The sequence below is a fragment of the Dietzia lutea genome (genome assembly GCF_003096075.1).
GTDB classification, from domain to species: domain Bacteria; phylum Actinomycetota; class Actinomycetes; order Mycobacteriales; family Mycobacteriaceae; genus Dietzia; species Dietzia lutea.
In genome coordinates this window covers 1,322,990-1,340,335 of sequence record NZ_CP015449.1, presented here as the reverse complement: position 1 = coordinate 1,340,335, position 17,346 = coordinate 1,322,990, and the positions used below count along the sequence as shown (strand labels likewise).

Below are 17,346 nucleotides of genomic sequence, written 5' to 3'. Positions count from 1 at the left end.
TCGGCGCGGGCCTGCGCCCGGGCACTTCTCACCAGGGTATCCGGTCGACCCCCCGGGTCTGGGATACTGGGGTCCCCTACCCGACACGGCGCCGGCGGCGACCGAGTACGACCTCGAGCCCGGAAGGTGGAGACGATGGAACCCGGACCCCGATCGACCGGTCCCCAACCGGTCGCGGACGTCCACGACTCCGACCACAGGGCCGCCCCGGTCCCCCTCCCTCCCGACGGCGTGGTGTCCGCGGCGGGAGAACTCCTGCGGGCCCTGTCCGCCCCACTGCGCATCGCGATCGTCCTGCAGCTGCGGGAGGGGCCGCGGTGCGTCCACGAACTCGTCGACGCGCTGGGGGTGGCCCAACCACTGGTGAGCCAGCACCTGCGTGTGCTCAAGTCCTCGGGCGTGGTCTCGTCCCACCGGCAGGGGCGCGAGATGCGTTACGAACTGCTAGACGGGCACATGCTCAACATCGTCGAGGCGGCCGTCGGGCACGCCGGGGAGCAGTAGGGTCATGACCTCTTCCGACAGGCCCATCGGCGTGCGCTCCACCCGACAGCGCAGCGCGATCTCGGGTCTCCTCGACGAGTCCAAAGGCTTCCGTTCGGCGCAGGACCTGCACGCCGAGCTGCGCGAGCGGGGCGACACGATCGGGCTCACCACCGTGTACCGCACCCTGCAGTCGATGGCCGACGCCGGCGCGGTCGACGTGTTGCGCACCGACTCCGGGGAGCTGATCTTCCGCAAGTGCTCCGACTCGCACCACCATCACCTGGTGTGCCGGGTCTGCGGGTTCACCGTGGAGGTCGAGGAACCGGGCGTCGAGGTGTGGGCCCACCGCGCGGGCCGGGCCCACGGGTTCGCAGATGTCAGTCACACCGTCGAGCTGTTCGGCGTCTGCGCGCGGTGCGCCGAGGCCGGCGCCGACGCGGGGAGCGGGGCCGACGCGGGGGGCGGGGCCGACGCTCGCGCGGGGTTCGAGCCCCCCGCCGACTGAGCCGCCGCTGGCCCGCCGCCCGAGCACAGCCGCCCGCCACCGACTGAGCCACCGCTGGCCCGCCGCCGGTCACAGCCGCCCGCCGCCATGTCGTCTGGCGCGTACCAATGCGCAGGCGAGACGCCATGCCCGCGCGCGGCTGTCTCCCGGGCGTAGATCCGCAGGCGCGAGACGCCATCCGCGGGAGCGGCTGCGCGGCATGCGCACGTGCGAGACGCCAGGCTCAGGAGCGAGACGCCATCCCCGAGAGCGGCTGCGCTACGTGCGCCCCGAGCGAGACGCCACACTCAGGGGCGAGACGCCAAGCTCGGGAGCGAGACGCCATCCCCAGGAGCGGCTGCGCTGCATGCGCGGCGCTGCAGCGCGAGTACGAGCCTCCGTCGTCAGGCGGGCGCGACACCGCCGAAGCGCCGGTCGCGTTCCGCGTACTCCAGGCAGGCCGCCCATAGGTCTCGGCGATCGAAATCCGGGAACAAGGTGTCCTGGAAGACGAACTCGGCGTACGCGCTCTGCCACAGCAGGAAATTCGAGGTACGCAACTCCCCAGACGGGCGCAGAAACAGGTCGACGTCCGGCATATCGGGCTCGTCGAGAAAGTCGGCGAAGTTCTCCTCGGTGATGTCGTCGGGCCCCAGCTCGCCGGCAGCCACACGTCGGGCGACGTCGCGCGCTGCGTCGACGATCTCGGCCCGGCCGCCGTAGTTGACGCACATGGCCAGGGTCATGACCGTGTTGTCGCGGGTGAGCTCCTCCGCCTCCTCGAGCTCCTTGATGACCGACCCCCACAGCCGCGGTCGCCGGCCGGCCCACCGCACGCGCACCCCGAGGGCGTGCATCTCGTCGCGGCGGCGCCGCAGGACGTCGCGGTTGAAGCCCATGAGGAACCGCACCTCCTCCGGGCTGCGCTTCCAGTTCTCGGTGGAGAACGCGTACGCGGACAGGTACGGGATGCCCATCTCGATACATCCCTCGACCACGTCCATCAGCACGGCCTCGCCGCGCTTGTGCCCCTCGGTACGGGGCAGACCGCGCTCCTGCGCCCAGCGCCCGTTGCCATCCATGACCAACGCGACGTGGCGGGGCACGAACTCGGCGGGGATGGCCGGCGGCCGCGCCCCCGACGGATGCGGAATCGGCGGCCGGACCGTGGCCGCCTGCGGCGCGGGACGCTTACGGAATCTGGGTAGTCCGGGCACGGGGCTCCTCAACGGGGATGACGGGGGCGGAATCGGCGGGCCAAGCCGCATCAGCGGGACGGCCGGCGGGACGAGCGGCATCGGGCCGGGCGGAATCGGGACGATCGGCGACGAATCCGTCGGCATCCGCGCCGATCAGCCCGCGGTCGACCAGTGGCAGGCTGCGCAGGTCGCGCTCGAGATGCCACTGCAGGTGCGCGGCCGCGATGCCGGAGGCCTGCCGCACCACCGCGGGCGAGGACAGCCCGACGGCGTCCCACCGCCCTGCCAGCAGCGAGGACAGGTGCTCGGCGACGCCCGGCGAGAGCATCGCACAGCCCTGCGGCCGGCAGTGCACGCACACGGTGCCGCCGGACGCGACGTGGAACGCCCGGTGCGGGCCGACGGCCCCGCAGCGCACGCAGCAGTCCAGGACGGGTTCCCAGCCGGAGGCGGCCATGGCGCGCAGGAGGAACGCGTCGGCGACAAGCCCCGGCGCGCGGCGGTGTTCGGCGAGGGAGCGCAAGGCGCCGACGGCAAGGCCGAGCAACCGCGGAGTGGGAGCACCCTCCTCGCCGGCCAGGCGTTCAGCGGTCTCCAGCACCACGCAGCCGGACGTGTACGCGGGGTAGTCCGCGACCAGCGGACGGGCGAGGGACTCGCGGCTGGTGGCCTGGCGTACCGTGCCCAGCCCGCTGCTGCCGCGACCCGGGGCGATCTGCACCTCCACCACCGCGAACGGCTCCAAGCTGGCGCCCATGCGGGAGCGGGTGCGCCGCACGGCGCGGGCCACGGCGCGGACAAGGCCGTGACGTTCGGTCAGCAGGGTGACGATGCGGTCGGCCTCGCCCAGGTCGTAGGTGCGCACGACGAGGCCCGTGTCGGTGAAGGGATGCACCCAGGCCTCCTTCCGTGTCGTTCGCCCGCACCGTATCGATCACCCGCGCGACCACGCGGGCGAGGCGTATCGCACGGTGCGGGTGTCCATTGTCCCACTGGCGGCCTAGAAGCCGAGGCGCCCCAGCATCTTGGGGTCGCGCTGCCACTCCTTGAGGACCTTGACGTGCAGGTCGAGGTACACCTTGGTGCCGAGCAGCGCCTCGATGCCGGCGCGAGCGCGGGTCCCGACCTCGCGCATGCGGGATCCGCCTTTGCCGAGCACGATCGACTTCTGGCTCTGCCGCTCGACGTAGACGGTGGCGTGGACGTCCACCATGTCGTCGCGGCCCTCGTGCGGCAGGACCTCCTCGATGGTCACCGCGATCGAGTGCGGGAGCTCGTCGCGCACGCCCTCGAGGGCGGCCTCGCGGATGAGCTCGGCCATGCGGGTCTCGTCGGACTCCTCGGTCACCACGTCGTCCGGGTAGAACTGCGGCCCCTCGGGCAGCAGCGAGGCGATGACGTCCGCCACCACGTCGACCTGCTCACCCGACGCGGCCGAGACCGGCACGACCTCGGAGTCCGGCCCGAGGAGCTTCGAGACGGCGACGAGCTGCTCCATGACCTTCTGCTTGGAGACGGTGTCGATCTTGGTCACCAGCCCCAGGAGCGGCGTGGTCGGGCACAGTTTGCGGACCTGTTCGAGGATCCAGCGGTCGCCGGGGCCGATCCGCTCGCCCGCGGGGATGCACAGGCCGATGAGGTCGACATCGGAGTAGGTGTCCTCGACCAGTGCGTTGAGCCGCTCCCCGAGCAGGGTGCGCGGGCGGTGCAGGCCGGGGGTGTCGACGAGGATGATCTGCGCGTCGGGCCGGTGGACGATGCCGCGGATGGCGTGCCGCGTGGTCTGGGGCTTCGCGGAGGTGATCGCGATCTTCTCCCCCACCAGCGCGTTGGTCAGCGTGGACTTACCCGTGTTGGGCCGGCCCACGAAACTGACGAACCCGCTGCGGTAGTTCTCGGGAGTGCTCATCGGTTGTCCTCGCGCTGGGGATGGTCGTCGGTGTCGTCGTCATCGGTCTCGGTGGGTGTGGCCACCACGGTGACCACCTTGACCCGCCCGCGCCGGTCGTGGCCGCCCTCGGCCCGCAGGTCGAGGCCGCTGGAGACGATGTGCGCCCCGGGCAGGGGCACGCGGCCGAGCTCGAGGGCGAGTAGCCCGCCGACGGTCTCGACCTCCTCGGACACCTCGTCGGGGAACTCGATGTCGAACAGGTCCGCGACCTCGTCCAGAGCGAGCCGGGCGGACAGGCGGTAGCGGCCGTCGCCCAGGTCCTCGACGGGCGGGACCTCGGTGGTGTCGTACTCGTCGACGATCTCGCCGACGATCTCTTCGAGGATGTCCTCGATCGACACGAGCCCGGCGGTGCCGCCGTACTCGTCGACGAGGATCGCCAGGTGATTGTGGTCGCGCTGCATCTCGGCCAGCAGGTCGTCGATCCGCTTGGCGTCCGGCACGAACACCGCCGGGCGCATCACCTCGGCGACGGGGGCGGCGCGCCCGTCGGGGTCGTCGAGGCGGGCCACGATGTCGCGGAGATAGACGACGCCCACCACGTCGTCGGAGTTGTCGCCGTCGACCACGGGGATGCGGGAGTAGCCGGACTTGACGGTGAGCCGCGCGGCCTGGCCGACGGTCTTGTCGGACTCGATCCACACCATCTCGGTGCGGGGGGTCATGACCTCGCGGGCGGTCGTGTCACCCAGTTCGAAGACCGACTGGATCATGCGGGACTCGTCGTCGGCCACGACGCCGCGCTCGCGGGCCATGTCGACGATCTCGAGCAGCTCGATCTCGGAGGCGAACGGGCCGTTGCGGAAGCCGCCGCCGGGGGTGACGGCGTTGCCGAGGCCGACCAGCAGTGTCGCGACGGGGCCCAGGACGACCCCGGTCACGGTCAGCGGCGTCGACGCGCCCAGTGCGAGCGTGTAGGCGTGCTGGCGGCCGAGGGTGCGGGGCCCGACCCCGGCGACGATGTACGCGGCGACGGTGGTGACGACGACCGCGGTGACCAGGGCCCAGGCGCGGGAGTCGATGAGCTCGTCGAACACCACGGTGAACAGCACGGCGGCGCCGATGAGGCTGAGCATGTGCAACAGGACGGCGACGTTGATGTACCGCGGGCGGGCGTCGAGCATCTTGGCCAGACGGGCGGCGCCGTAGCGGTTCTCCTTGGCCATCTCCTCGACGCGCGCCACGGAGACCGTGCTCAGGGCGGCGTCGAGTGCGGCGAACAGACCGGCGACGGGGATGAGCACCACGGCCGCGATGGCCGTGTAGATGGTGGCGTCCACGTCTCAGGCGTCCACTCTCGGGGACTCGTCGCGGTGGTCGTACCACTCGCCCAGGAGCTCGTTCTGAAGGCCGAACATCTCGCGCTCCTCGGCGGGCTCGGCGTGGTCGTAGCCCAGCAGGTGCAGGCACCCGTGGACCGTGAGCAGGGCGAGCTCGTGCGCGAGCGGGTGGCCGGAGCTGGCGGCCTGGTCGGCGGCGAACGCCGGGCACAGGACGATGTCGCCGAGCATGGCGGGGCCGGGCTCGGGCAGGTCGGGGCGGCCGCCGGGGGTGAGCTCGTCCATGGGGAAGCTCATGACGTCGGTGGGGCCGGGCAGGTTCATCCACGTGACGTGGAGGTCGGCCATGGTGTCCTTGTCGACGAGCGTGATCGACAGTTCGGCGGCCGGGTGGACGTCCATCCGGGCGATCACGAACGCGGCCACGTCGATGAGCTCGGCCTCGTCGACCTCCACGCCCGACTCGTTGGCGACCTCGATACTCATCGTCGGCGCTGCTCCCTGTTCCTGTGTGCGGTGCTGGGTCGGTCGCCCCGTTCGAGGCGGGCTTCGTGCTTGGCGTAGGCGTCGACGATCCGGCCGACGAGGGCGTGCCGGATCACGTCGCGGGACGTCAGTTCGGAGAAGTGGATGTCGTCGACGCCCGAGAGGATGTCGCGCACGACCTTGAGGCCGGAGCGCTGCCCGCCGGGAAGGTCGATCTGGGTGATGTCGCCGGTGACGACGATCTTGGAGCCGAAGCCCAGGCGGGTGAGGAACATCTTCATCTGCTCGGGCGTGGTGTTCTGCGCCTCGTCGAGGATGATGAACGAGTCGTTGAGCGTGCGGCCGCGCATGTATGCCAGCGGCGCCACCTCGATCACCCCGGCCGCCATGAGCTTGGGGATCGCCTCGGGGTCCATCATGTCGTGCAGCGAGTCGTACAGCGGCCGCAGGTACGGGTCGATCTTCTCGTGCAGGGTGCCGGGCAGGTAGCCCAGACGCTCCCCCGCCTCGACCGCGGGCCGGGTGAGGATGATGCGGCTGACCTCCTTGGCGCGCAGCGCGGCGACGGCCTTGGCCATGGCGAGGTAGGTCTTGCCGGTACCGGCGGGTCCGAGGCCGAACACGATGGTGTGGTCGTCGATCGCGTCGACGTAGCGCTTCTGCCCCACCGTCTTGGGCCGGATCATCCCGCCGCGGCGGGACAGCACGTCGGTGCCGAGCACCTCCTCGGGCGTGAGCGGTCCGGAGTCGGCGAGGATCTCCACCGAGCGCCGCACGGACGCGGGGGTGATCTCCACTCCCCTGCGTGCCTGCCGCAGCAGGTCGGACACGACGCGGGAGGCGCGGTCGACGTCGGGCGGCTCGCCGGAGATGGTCATGGTGCCGCCGCGTACGTGCAGGTCGGCGGCGAGCAGGTCCTCGAGGGCGCGGAGGTTGGCGTCGGCGGCGCCGAGTACCGCCATCGCCAGGTCGGGGTCGAGTTGGACCGCCGTGCGGGCGGGGGAGTCCCCGGCGTCGTGCCGGTCGCCGTCGGTGGGGGCGCCGGGGTCGGGGACTGCGTCGTTTCCTGGGGTGCTTACGTGGATCACTTCCCGTGTCGTGGTGCGGTTGGGTCGAGTGTAGACCGCGCGGCCGCCCATCTCGGGGTGAGAACGCCGAGTGCGGCCAACGCCACCGTCGCGGCGGTGGAGGTCCGGAGGACCTCGGGACCCAGGACGACGGGGCGGGCGCCGGCGGCGGTGAGGGCGTCGAGTTCGGCGTCGGAGACCCCGCCCTCCGGGCCGACGACGACGAGGATCCGCTCCTCCGTCGGTCCCGCGGTCACCGCGTCCGCGAACCCGGCGGCGCCCTCCTCGTGCAGGACGAGTGCGCTGGCCCCGGCCTCGACCTGGGCGGCGACGAGGGCGGCGAGCGCGGCGGAGTCGACGAGGTCGCCGATCTCCGGCTCCCAGGCCCGGCGGGACTGTTTGGCGGCGGCCCGGGCGGCGTTGGTCCACTTGGTGCGGCCCTTGTCGACCTTGGGGCCGGTCCACCGGCTCACGCAACGATCGGCCTGCCACGGCACGATCCGGTCGGCGCCGGCCTCGGTGGCGAGCTCGACGGCCAGTTCCGACCGCTCGGATTTGGGCAGGGCCTGGACGACGGTGACCTCCGGGGTCGGGCGTGGCACGTCGACCCGGGTGACGACCTCGGCCTCGACGCGGCCGGAGCTCGTCGTCGTCACCACACAGTCCGCCACCGCGCCCCGGCCGTCACCGACCCGGATCGCCTCGCCCGGTCGGACCCGCAGCGCCGATCCGGCGTGCCGGCCCTCGGGGCCGTCGAGCACGACCGTCTCGCCGACGGCGGGGACGGTGTCGGCGCGGAACAGGGACGGGGTCACGGGCGGCTCGGCATCAGGGATTCGCGGGTGTCGTGTCTCGGCGGCTCAGTGCCCGGCGACGGCGTCGCGCAGGCGGGAGAACAGCCCACCGCGGCGGGCGGTGTCCTCGTTGACGACCTCGGCCGAGTCACCGTCGAGGCGGCGCAGCTGCTCCACGAGGTCGCGGCGCTTGCGGTCGAGCCTCTCGGGGATGACGACCTCCATGTGGACCGTGAGGTCACCCGCGCCACCACCGCGGACGCGGGGCATGCCGCGTCCGGTGAGGGTGACGGTGTGGCCGGGCTGCGTGCCGGCCGGGATGTCGATCTGCAGGGGTTCGCCCACCACCGTCTCGAGCTCGACCTCGCCGCCGAGCATGGCGTCGACCACCGGCACGCGGACGGTGCAGTGCAGGTCCTCGCCGTCGCGGACGAACACCGGGTGGGTGCGCTCGTTGACCTCGATGTAGAGATCCCCGGCGGGCCCGCCACCGGGGCCGACCTCGCCCTGCCCGGCCAGGCGGATGCGCATGCCGCCGCCGACGCCGGCGGGGATCTTGGCCGAGACGGTGCGGCGCTTGCGGACGCGGCCCTGGCCGGTGCACTCGCCGCACGGGTCAGTGATGATCTCGCCCGTGCCCGCGCAGGTCGGGCAGGGACGGCTGGTCATGATGTTGCCCAGGAGCGAGCGCTGGACGGACTGGATCTCGCCCTGACCCTGGCACATTCCGCAGGTGGCCGGCGGCTTGTCGCTGGCCGAGCCCTTGCCGTGGCACGTCTCGCACAGCACGGCCGTGTCGACCTGGATCTCCTTGGTGACGCCGCTGGCGCACTCGTCCAGGCCGAGGGTGACGCGGATGAGCGCGTCGGAACCGGGCTGGACACGGCTGCGGGGGCCGCGTCCGCCGCCACCGGCCCCGCCGCCGAAGAACGCCTCGAAGACGTCGCCGAGTCCGCCGCTGCCGAAGCCCCCGCCGAACCCGCCGCCGTAGCCGCCACCACCGCCGGACGAGTCGAGCGGGTCGCCGCCCATGTCGACGATGCGGCGCTTCTCCGGGTCGGTGAGCACCTCGTAGATCGCGGTGATCTCGCTGAACTTCTCACGCGCCTCGTCCGACGGGTTGACGTCGGGGTGGAGCTCGCGGGCGAGCTTGCGGTAGGCGCGCTTGATCTCGGACTCCGAGGCGCCCCTATCGACCCCGAGGGTCCCGTAGTAGTCGCGTGACACGTGTGGCCTTTCGTCGTGAGGAAGATCTGTTCGCAGCGGGAAAGCGTACGGGCGTCAGCGCCCGGTGAGGAGCTCGCCCACGTAGTGGGCAACAGCGGCGACCGAGGCGATTGTTCCCGGGTAGTCCATCCGAGTGGGTCCGAGCACCCCCATCCCGCCGAACGTCTGCCCCTCAGCGCCGTACTGGGAGGACACCACCGACGCGCCGCGGATCTCGGCCGCCTGGGTCTCCTCGCCGATCTGGACGGTCACCCCGCCGGGTCCGCCCCGGCCCACGGAGTGGGCGGCGGTGAGCAGTCGCAGGATCACCACCTGCTCCTCGAGGGCCTCGAGGACCGAGCGCAGGGAGCCGTCGAAGTCGGCGGCGCTGCGGGTGAGGTTGGCGGTGCCGCCCAGGACGATGCGGTCGTCGGGGTGCTCCACGAGCGTCTCCACCAGCACTGTCACGCAGCGCTCCACGGCGTCGCGGTACTCGGGCCGGGCGCGCTCGCCCGTCGCGGCCAGGGCGTCCGAGGCGTCGGACAGGCGCTTGTCGGCGACGGCCTCGGACAGCAGGCCGCGCAGGTCGGCGAGGTGCCCGTCGGTGAGCGGCGCGGCCAGCTCAACCGTCCGCTGGTCGACACGGCCGGTGTCGGTGATGAGGACCAGCAGCAGGCGCGTGGGGGTTAGGCTCACCACCTCGAGGTGGCGCACCGTCGAGCGGCCGAGGACCGGGTACTGCACCACGGCGACCTGGCGCGTGAGCTGGGAGAGCAGGCGGGCGGCGCGCCGGAGCACGTCGTCGAGGTCGACCGCGCCCTCGAGGAACGCCCGGATCGCCCGTTTCTCGGCCCGCGAGAGCGGGGTGATCTCCTCGATCGAGTCGACGAAGTGGCGGTAGCCCTTCTCCGTGGGCACGCGCCCGGAGCTGGTGTGGGGCTGGACGATGAACCCCTCGGCCTCGAGCACCGCCATGTCGTTGCGGATGGTCGCGCTGGAGACGCCCAGCGAGTGGCGGTCGACGAGGGCCTTGGAGCCGACCGGCTCGTGGGAGGCGATGTAGTCGGAGACGATCGCGCGCAGGACCTCGGTCCTACGATCGGCCGTACTCGACATAGTCCGCTCCTCCCCTGTCCGTCGTTCCGCCGATTCTATGCCAGTTCCTGCGCCGACGGCCCAGTCGACGGCGTCAGACGAGCACGTCGCGGACGACGCCGTCGGCGAGCAGTCGACCCGCCTCGGTCAGCGCGTACCCGGGGCCGGCGGGATCGTCGGCCGGTCGGCGGCGCAGCAGCCCGGCCGCCACGCGCTCGTCGGCGCGGGCACGCTCGTCCGCGGTGAACGCGTTGTCGCCGAGCCCCTCCGCCAGCCGGAGCCCGGTCATGATCCGCTCGATGTGGCGGTCGGAGTCGTCGAGCAGTTCCCCGCCGTCGACGGGGAGCCGGCCGGCGTCGCACTCGGCGGCGTAGCGCGCGGGGTGCTTGACGTTCCACCACCGGGCCCCGGCGACGTGGGAGTGGGCACCCGGCCCGACGCCCCACCAGTCGCCGCCGCGCCAGTAGCCCATGTTGTGGCGGCAGTACGCCGAGGAGTCGGTGGCGAAGTTGGAGACCTCGTACCAGTGGAACCCTGCCCGGGCGAGACGGTCTGCCACCTGCTCGTATCGGTCGGCGAGCACGTCGTCGACGGTCCCCGGCATCTCGCCCCGGCGGATCCGGCGGGCCAGAGCGGTGCCGTCCTCGACGATCAGCGAGTAGGCGGAGACGTGGTCGACCCCGGCGCCGACGACCGCGTCGAGGGTCCGCGCGAGGTCGTCGTCGGTCTCCCCCGGCGTGCCGTAGATGACGTCGAGGTTGACGTGCTCGAACCCCGCCTGCAGTGCCTCGGCGACCGCCTCCTGCGGCCGACCGGGGGTGTGGGTGCGGTCGAGGATGCGCAGGACGTGCGCGGCGGTGGACTGCATGCCCAGCGAGATGCGCGTGAACCCGCCCTCGCGCAGGCGCGCGAAGAACTCGGGGGACGTGGACTCGGGGTTGCTCTCCGTGGTGACCTCCGCGCCGGGGGCCAGGCCGAAGGCGGCGTCGATGCGCGCGAGGAGGCCGACGAGGACGTCCGCGCCGACCAGCGACGGGGTGCCGCCGCCGATGAAGACGGTGTCGACCTTCGGGGGCGCGCCGGCGGAGGACAGCGCCTGCGCGGCCCGATCGATCTCGATCGCGGCGGCGCGTTCCCAGTCGACGGGTGAGGTCGCCGATCCGAGTTCGCCGGCGGTGTAGGTGTTGAAGTCGCAGTAGCCGCACCGGGTGGAGCAGAACGGCACGTGGAGGTAGATGCCGAAGGGCGCCTCGGGGTCGCGGGCCGGTGGCGTCGCCGCCAGCTCGGCCGGGTCGTGTGGCGCGATCGTCACATCTGACCGGTCTCGGTGTCCGATCCGGTCTCACCTCCTGTCGTGCCCGGGGTGGGCAGCGTCTCGATCGGCGGGGTCGTCGTCACCGAGAGCTCGTCGTCGTCAAGGACTGTAACCGCAGGCGCGCCGTACGTCGGTGCCCGGGAGGCGTCATCGGGGGTGCCCGGCCCCGCTGGGGCGTCCGGCACGGCGGTCGGCCGGGCGGGCCCGACGTCGCCGTCGGGCGTGGTCACCGCCGGAGCACTGTACGTCGGCGCCTCGGGGGCGTCCGCGCGGTCAGCCGACCGCGGTGCGGACCCGGTCGGCTTGGAGCCGGTGGGCTTGTTCTGTCGCTTCGCGGCCGCGCCCTTCTTCGCCGGGGCCTTCTTCGCCGGGGCCTTCTTCGTGGCGGCCTTCGCGGCTGGGGTCTTCCCTGCGGAGGTCTTTTTCGCAGGGGACTTTTCCGCCGGCGCCTTCGCGGCGGCGGACTTCTCTGCGGCGGCCTTCTTCGCCGGAGCCTTCTTCGCCGTGGCCTTCTTCGCCGGAGTCTTCTTCGCCGTGACCTTCTTCGCCGGAGCCTTCGCGGCGGCGGACTTCTTCGCGGGGGCCTTCTTCGCCGGCGCGGGGCGCTCTGCGACTTCGGTCGACTGCTCGTCGAGCGTGGCCACGGCCGTGGAGGTCTCCTCCCGTACAGCGACCTCGGCCCCGGCCGAGCCAGCCGGATCGCCACCGCCGTCGCGCTCGTCCGCCGCGGCGACGAACTCCGCGAGGGCGTCCTCGACCGCGTTCGCCAGCGGCCACGGATCCGGCACGAGGTCCTTGCAGCCGATGAACCCGAAGTGCAGGCGTCCGTCCAACGACATCACCGTGCAGTTCAGGCCCGCGCCGTGGAACACCGGGCCCATCGGCATCATCTTCTCGATCTTCGCGCCCAGGAAGTACAGCGGGAGATTGGGCCCGGGCACGTTGGAGACGACCAGGTTGTGCACGACCGGATGACGCTCGGAGAGCCGCAGCCGCGAGTACATGCGCACCGCGGACCCGAACACCGACGGCGCGGCGAACTGCGCCCAGTCGGTGAGCAGGTTGGCGTCCAGGGCGTCGGTGTGGTCCTTGGCGACGGTGTTCGCGTCACGGATCGCCTCGAGCCGCCCGACCGGGTCGTCGATGTCCGTGGCCAGAGACATGAACATCCCCGACACCCGGTTGGTGCCCGGCCTGGACTCCGCGGCGTGCACGGACATCGGCACCATCGCGATGAGCGGCTTGCGCGGCAGGGCGTCCAGCCCGTCGAGGTACTTGCGCAGGGCGGTGGAGCACACCGCCAGCACGACGTCGTTGACCGTCGTGCCGAAGGCGTTCTTCACGCGCTTGACGTCCGCGAGATCCACGCTGGCGAAGGAGATGGACCGGTGACCGGTGATGGTGCGGTTGAACGGGGTGCGCGGCGCCGTGAACGGCGCGGGCATCGCCAGTCCCTTGCGGGCCCGGTTGATCCACGACGGCAAGACGCCGAGCGTGCCGGGCAGCAACGAGGCGAGCCGCCACGGCGTCGCCAGGCGGGACAGCGCCCCGCCGACGGCGAGCTCCATGGCTCCGGAGCCACCGGCGCTCTGACCGACCAGCTCCTCGTCGAGGTCCGGGTCCTCCGGCGTCAGCGTGCACAGCTGCGAGAGCATGTTTGCTCCCGTGACGCCGTCCACGGTGGAGTGGTGCATCTTGGCGAACACGGCGACCCGGCCGTCCTGCAGGCCCTCGATGACGTACATCTGCCACAGCGGCATCGACCGGTCGATCGGCTGCCCGGCCAGGTGTGCGCACAGCTCCGCGAGTTCGTGGTCCCCGCCGGGGGCGGGTATGCCCACGCGGTGCAGGTGGTGGTCGATGTCGAAGTCCTTGTCCTCCACCCAGACCGGATGGTCCACGTTGAGCAGCGAGTCGTGCAGCTTGCGGCGGAACGGGGGCATCGCGGTGATCCGCCGGGAGAGTTCGTCCCGCAGGGCAGCGAACGAGTACCCGTCCGGCATCTCGGACACATCCAGCACGATCAGCCCGCACACGTGCAGGAGCTGGGACCTGGTCTCGAAGTAGAGGAAGCTGGCGTCGAGCCCACTCAAGCGCTGCATGGAGGGAGTGTACGTCCGGGTTTCGCCCCACGGGTCCCGTTGCGAACGGTTCCGTACACCGGATGTGAACGGGGTCTACAGGACCTCGACGAGGACCCATGCGATCACGACGAGCGCGATCAGCAGGACGAGGGCGAGTGTCACTCGCGACCGGGGCATCAGCGGACCTCCTTCCCGGTCTCGACTGTCCGTGGCGCGACGAGCGAGCGGAACCTCTGGACGAGCAGATCCGCGATCCACTCCACCGCCACGGCGGCGAGGAGGAACAGCGGGACCCCCATCGCGAGCATGATCGCGACCTGCAGGGGGAACGGCAGGGTTGCGAGCCAGAGCTCGACCCTGTCCCAGAACTGCAGGAACGCCGTCACGCAGGGATCCTACGACTGCCCGGTGGCGGCGGCGCGGCGGCCTCCCACCACCGAGGAGTCGAGCCCGCGTCGGCGCAGCAGGGCCGCCGTGTTCGGCTCGGACCCACGCATCCGCCGGTAGGCGTCGAGGAAGTCGATCGCGCCGCCCCGCGAGAGGACCTCGCGTCGCATCCGGTCCCCCGAGTCCCGCTTTAGCCCACCGCGCTCCACGAACCACTCGGCGGCGTCGGCGTCGAGCACCTCGGCCCAGAAGTACGAGTAGTAGGCGGCCGAGTACCCGCCGGCGAAGATGTGCTGGAAGTACCGCGACCGGTACCGCGGCTCGATGCCCGGTACGTCGAGGCCGGCATCGGCCAGTACGCGGGCCTCGAACGCGTCGACGTCGGCGACGGCCTCCGCCTCCTCCGGGGTGAGGGAGTGCCACTCGAGGTCGATGAGGGCAGCGGCGAGGTACTCCACGGTGGCCTGGCCCTCGCCGAAGCGCTCGGCCTCACGCATCCGCTCCACCAGCTCCTCGCCGATCGGCCCCCCCGTCTCGACGTGCCGCGCGTAGCGGGCGAGCATCTCCGGCCGACGAGCCCACATCTCGTTGACCTGGGACGGGAACTCGACGAAGTCACGCGGGACCGAGGTGCCCGAGAACACCGGGTACTCCACGTCCGACAGGAGTCCGTGCAGGGCGTGACCGAACTCGTGGAACATTGTCGTGACCTCGTCCATGGTGAGCAGCGTGGGCTGCCCCGCCGCGGGACGGGCGAGGTTCATGACGTTGACGATGACCGGGCGGGAGTCCAGGAGCCGGGACTGGTCCCGGAACGAGCTCATCCATGCCCCGCCGCGCTTGGTGGGACGGGCGTAGTAGTCCAACAACAGGAGGCCGACGCCAACATCCGGCTCCGCCCGCTTGTCGTCGAACACCTCGATCACGCGGACATCGGGCAGGTACCCGGCGAGATCAGTGCGCTCGGCGAAACGCAGCCCGTACAACTCCGACGCCGCGTGCATCACCCCGTCGCGCAGCACCCGCTCGAGCTCGAAGTACGGACGGACTGTCGCGTCGTCCACCCGGAACCGCTCGGCCCGCAGGCGCTCGGACTCCCACGCCCAGTCGGCGGGGTGCAATTCGCGCTCCTCGCCACCGAGCAGGTCCTTGGCCTCGTTGCGGGCGTTGGTCACCGCGGCGTCGACCACGTCGAGCAGCAGACCGCGGGCCGCCTCCGGGGTCCCGGCCGTCTCCACGGCGAGGACGTGTTCGGCGTGGGACCCCAGCCCGAGCAGGCGGGCGCGCTCGGCGCGCAGGCGCACGATCTCCAGCACGATCGGCGTGTTGTCGTGCCCCGGGGTCGCGCCCCGGCCCAGCGAGGCCTCCGACACGCGGCGGCGCAGGCCCGCGTCGTCGAGCCAGGCGGTGATCGGCTGGACCGTCGGCAGCCCCAGCGGGATCAGCCAGCCGTCCCGGCCCGCGTCGGCGGCGGTCGCGGCGAGCGTGGCACGCATCGACTCCGGCAGCCCGGCGAGTTCGGCCTCGTCGGTGACGGGGACGGCCAGTTCCGTGGTGGAGGCCAGCAGGTTCTCGCCGAACTCCGTGGTGAGCTCCGCGAGACGGGTGTCGATCGCGGTGAGGCGGGCCCGGTCCGCGTCGTCGAGCGCGGCACCGGCGCGGAGCAGGTCCCGGTAATGCCGGCGGACGAGCCGCGCGGTCTCGTCGTCGAGGTCCAGATCGCCGACCTCCAACGCGGAGTGGACCGCGTCGACGCGGGCGAACAGGCCCGGGTCCGTCATCACGGCGGAACGGTGCGCGGCCAGCAGTGGCGAGACGACCCGTTCCACGGCCAGGCGGGCGGGCGTGGCGTCCGGGCCGAGCAGTCCGTAGAAGACCGACAGGACCCGGTCCAGGGCCAGGCCCGAGCGCTCGAGCGCGACCACGGTGTTGTCGGCCGTCGGCGGCCCCGGGTTGCCCACGATCGCGGCGATCTCCGCCGCGTGATCGTCGATCGCGGTGCGGATGGCCGGTTCCAGGTCCTCGTCCCGCACCATCGCGAAGTCGGGCAGTCCGTACGGCAGCGGGGACTCGTCGAGCAGCGGGTGACGCGGGGCCTCGGGGCTCGGAATGGTCATGAGGGGCAGTCTACGTCGGCCACCGACCCGTCAGAGCCACTGCGCGGCGGTGTCCCACGCCAGCCTCACGGCCAGGATCGCGATGACCATGAGGAAGACGGTGCGGATGAACTCGTTGCCGCGGTTCATGGCCATGCGGGCCCCGAGGAAGCCCCCGGTGAGGTTGGCCAGGGCCATGCACCCGCCGAGGATCCACAGGACCTCGCCGTGCACACCGAACACGAGGATCGAGGCGAGGTTGGTGGTGAGGTTGGCGATCTTGGCGGCCACGGTGCCCTGCAGGAACCCGAACCCCAAGAACGCGACGATCGCGATGACGAAGAAGGATCCCGTCCCCGGGCCGAGGATGCCGTCGTAGAAGCCCACCACCACGCCGATGAGCGCCGAGCGCCACGCGCGGGACCAGCCCGAGTGCCGCTCCTCGTGGACACGCCCCAGGCTCGGCTTGAACCACGTGTAGGCCCCCACCGCGACCACCGCCACCAGGACGAGCGGGGTGAGCAGTTCCTTGGGGATGAAGCGGGCGACGGACGAGCCCGCCGCGGAGCCCGCGAAGGCGGCCACGACCAGCGGCGCGACCATGGCCACCGGGACCCGGATCCTGCGCAGATAGGTCGCCGTGGCCACGAGCGTCCCGGCCACCGACGAGAGCTTGTTGGTGCCGAGGATCTCCGGGGTGGAGGCGTCGGCGGGGAGCCCGATGACCAGCGCCGGCAACTGGATGAGTCCGCCCCCGCCGACCACCGAGTCGACCCAGCCCGCGACGAACGCCGCCAGCACCAGGGCCGCGAGGACCCACACCGAGACACCGACGGCGGACGACGAGGCTGCGCTCGCCAGGGAGAAGGGCATGCCGATAACTGTGCTGTAATCGGTTTGTGTATATCAACCCTTACGGCGCCGATCCGGTCACCCTGGCCGCCGACCTGGCCAACCGCCGCCCCCGCACGGCCCGCGAGCTGGTCGACCGCTGCCGTGAAGCGGGCGTGACCATCGATCGGAGCGCCACCGACGCGGACCTCGGGGAACTGCTGGCATTCCTCGACGACTGGCTCGTCGTCGTCGACACCACCGACCCCCGCGAGCGCGCCACCGCGCTCAACGCCCTCCTCGCCGACCACTCGGGACCGCCCCGCCTCACCGACCACGACGGGCACTGGCACGTCCACTACCGCGCCGACGACGTGAGCTTCGCCCGGGTGCTCACCGCCATGTTCTCGGTGGGCACCGCCCTGCACCTCACCTCGCGCGGCATCGACCGGCTCGCGCGGTGCGCGGCCGACGACTGCGACGCCGTGTTCGCCGACACCACCCGCAACGGGCGCAAGGCGTACTGCTCGACGCGCTGCACGAACCGGTGCGCGGTCCGCCGCCACCGCGCCCGGGGCTGACGCG

Annotated in this window: 17 protein-coding genes and 1 pseudogene; 3 read left to right on the top strand and 15 right to left on the bottom strand. The window is 72.0% G+C overall.

Annotation, left to right across the window (positions count from 1 at the left end; translation table 11 throughout):
- Positions 1-135 precede the first annotated feature (135 nt).
- Positions 136-504 carry an ArsR/SmtB family transcription factor gene (locus A6035_RS06050; protein ID WP_235026848.1) on the top strand — a complete coding sequence of 123 codons (369 nt, stop codon included), beginning with the start codon at positions 136-138 and terminating at the stop codon, positions 502-504.
- 4 nt (positions 505-508) lie between these two features.
- The gene (locus A6035_RS06045; RefSeq protein ID WP_108847032.1) at positions 509-991 is read left to right on the top strand and encodes a Fur family transcriptional regulator; all 483 of its coding nucleotides are present in this window, start codon (positions 509-511) and stop codon (positions 989-991) included.
- Positions 992-1,374: 383 nt separating this feature from the next.
- Here the strand turns inward: A6035_RS06045 and A6035_RS06040 are convergent, their stop codons facing one another.
- The 15 genes and pseudogenes from A6035_RS06040 to A6035_RS05975 form a co-directional block, all read right to left on the bottom strand.
- Positions 1,375-2,124 (bottom strand): isoprenyl transferase, encoded by a 750-nt coding sequence (locus A6035_RS06040; RefSeq protein WP_235026788.1) that lies wholly within the window; start codon positions 2,122-2,124, stop codon positions 1,375-1,377.
- A gap of 37 nt (positions 2,125-2,161) precedes the next feature.
- Positions 2,162-3,064 carry a DNA repair protein RecO gene (gene recO, locus A6035_RS06035; RefSeq protein ID WP_108847030.1) on the bottom strand — a complete coding sequence of 301 codons (903 nt, stop codon included), beginning with the start codon at positions 3,062-3,064 and terminating at the stop codon, positions 2,162-2,164.
- 105 nt (positions 3,065-3,169) lie between these two features.
- A complete protein-coding gene (era, locus tag A6035_RS06030) occupies positions 3,170-4,078 on the bottom strand; it encodes a GTPase Era (RefSeq protein WP_061229648.1) in 909 nt (302 codons plus the stop codon).
- Complete coding sequence (locus A6035_RS06025; RefSeq protein WP_108847029.1) at positions 4,075-5,400, bottom strand: hemolysin family protein; 1,326 nt, start codon at positions 5,398-5,400, stop codon at positions 4,075-4,077. The genes era and A6035_RS06025 overlap by 4 nt, the downstream gene beginning before the upstream one ends.
- Before the next feature lie 3 nt (positions 5,401-5,403).
- Positions 5,404-5,886, bottom strand: coding sequence for an rRNA maturation RNase YbeY (gene ybeY / locus A6035_RS06020; RefSeq protein ID WP_007626431.1), 483 nt, complete (start codon positions 5,884-5,886; stop codon positions 5,404-5,406).
- Positions 5,883-6,974, bottom strand: coding sequence for a PhoH family protein (locus tag A6035_RS06015; protein WP_108847028.1), 1,092 nt, complete (start codon positions 6,972-6,974; stop codon positions 5,883-5,885). The genes ybeY and A6035_RS06015 overlap by 4 nt, the downstream gene beginning before the upstream one ends.
- On the bottom strand, positions 6,971-7,768 hold the full coding sequence (locus A6035_RS06010) for a 16S rRNA (uracil(1498)-N(3))-methyltransferase (protein ID WP_108847027.1): 798 nt from the start codon (positions 7,766-7,768) through the stop codon (positions 6,971-6,973). The genes A6035_RS06015 and A6035_RS06010 overlap by 4 nt, the downstream gene beginning before the upstream one ends.
- Positions 7,769-7,813: 45 nt before the next feature.
- A complete protein-coding gene (dnaJ, locus tag A6035_RS06005; RefSeq protein WP_108847026.1) occupies positions 7,814-8,974 on the bottom strand; it encodes a molecular chaperone DnaJ in 1,161 nt (386 codons plus the stop codon).
- A 54-nt stretch (positions 8,975-9,028) separates the two neighbouring features.
- Positions 9,029-10,069: a heat-inducible transcriptional repressor HrcA gene (hrcA, locus tag A6035_RS06000; protein ID WP_108847025.1), complete on the bottom strand. Its 1,041-nt coding sequence runs from the start codon at positions 10,067-10,069 to the stop codon at positions 9,029-9,031.
- A gap of 73 nt (positions 10,070-10,142) precedes the next feature.
- Positions 10,143-11,354, bottom strand: coding sequence for a radical SAM family heme chaperone HemW (gene hemW / locus A6035_RS05995; RefSeq protein WP_244192590.1), 1,212 nt, complete (start codon positions 11,352-11,354; stop codon positions 10,143-10,145).
- 2 nt (positions 11,355-11,356) lie between these two features.
- On the bottom strand, positions 11,357-12,007 hold the full coding sequence (locus A6035_RS18640) for a histone H1-like repetitive region-containing protein (protein ID WP_244192589.1): 651 nt from the start codon (positions 12,005-12,007) through the stop codon (positions 11,357-11,359).
- 69 nt (positions 12,008-12,076) lie between these two features.
- Positions 12,077-13,465, bottom strand: a pseudogene (locus tag A6035_RS18635) (WS/DGAT/MGAT family O-acyltransferase); the annotation flags it as partial.
- 158 nt (positions 13,466-13,623) lie between these two features.
- Positions 13,624-13,833 (bottom strand): hypothetical protein, encoded by a 210-nt coding sequence (locus tag A6035_RS05985; protein WP_108847022.1) that lies wholly within the window; start codon positions 13,831-13,833, stop codon positions 13,624-13,626.
- Positions 13,834-13,842: 9 nt separating this feature from the next.
- A complete protein-coding gene (locus tag A6035_RS05980; RefSeq protein ID WP_108847021.1) occupies positions 13,843-15,951 on the bottom strand; it encodes a M3 family metallopeptidase in 2,109 nt (702 codons plus the stop codon).
- 30 nt (positions 15,952-15,981) lie between these two features.
- Positions 15,982-16,803 (bottom strand): TSUP family transporter, encoded by an 822-nt coding sequence (locus A6035_RS05975; RefSeq protein WP_108847020.1) that lies wholly within the window; start codon positions 16,801-16,803, stop codon positions 15,982-15,984.
- A gap of 26 nt (positions 16,804-16,829) precedes the next feature.
- Between A6035_RS05975 and A6035_RS05970 the strand changes: the two genes are divergently transcribed.
- Positions 16,830-17,342, top strand: a complete 513-nt coding sequence (locus A6035_RS05970) for a CGNR zinc finger domain-containing protein (RefSeq protein WP_108847019.1) — start codon at positions 16,830-16,832, stop codon at positions 17,340-17,342.
- The last annotated feature ends 4 nt before the right edge of the window (positions 17,343-17,346 follow it).

Excerpts from the sequence above, each read along its gene's own strand:
- A6035_RS06050 (WP_235026848.1), top strand. The coding sequence starts at position 136 with ATGGAACCCGGACCCCGATCGACCGGTCCCCAACCGGTCGCGGACGTC.
- A6035_RS06045 (WP_108847032.1), top strand. The coding sequence starts at position 509 with ATGACCTCTTCCGACAGGCCCATCGGCGTGCGCTCCACCCGACAGCGC.
- era (WP_061229648.1), bottom strand. The coding sequence starts at position 4,078 with ATGAGCACTCCCGAGAACTACCGCAGCGGGTTCGTCAGTTTCGTGGGC.
- ybeY (WP_007626431.1), bottom strand. The coding sequence starts at position 5,886 with ATGAGTATCGAGGTCGCCAACGAGTCGGGCGTGGAGGTCGACGAGGCC.
- hrcA (WP_108847025.1), bottom strand. The coding sequence starts at position 10,069 with ATGTCGAGTACGGCCGATCGTAGGACCGAGGTCCTGCGCGCGATCGTC.
- A6035_RS05980 (WP_108847021.1), bottom strand. The coding sequence starts at position 15,951 with ATGACCATTCCGAGCCCCGAGGCCCCGCGTCACCCGCTGCTCGACGAG.
- A6035_RS05975 (WP_108847020.1), bottom strand. The coding sequence starts at position 16,803 with ATGCCCTTCTCCCTGGCGAGCGCAGCCTCGTCGTCCGCCGTCGGTGTC.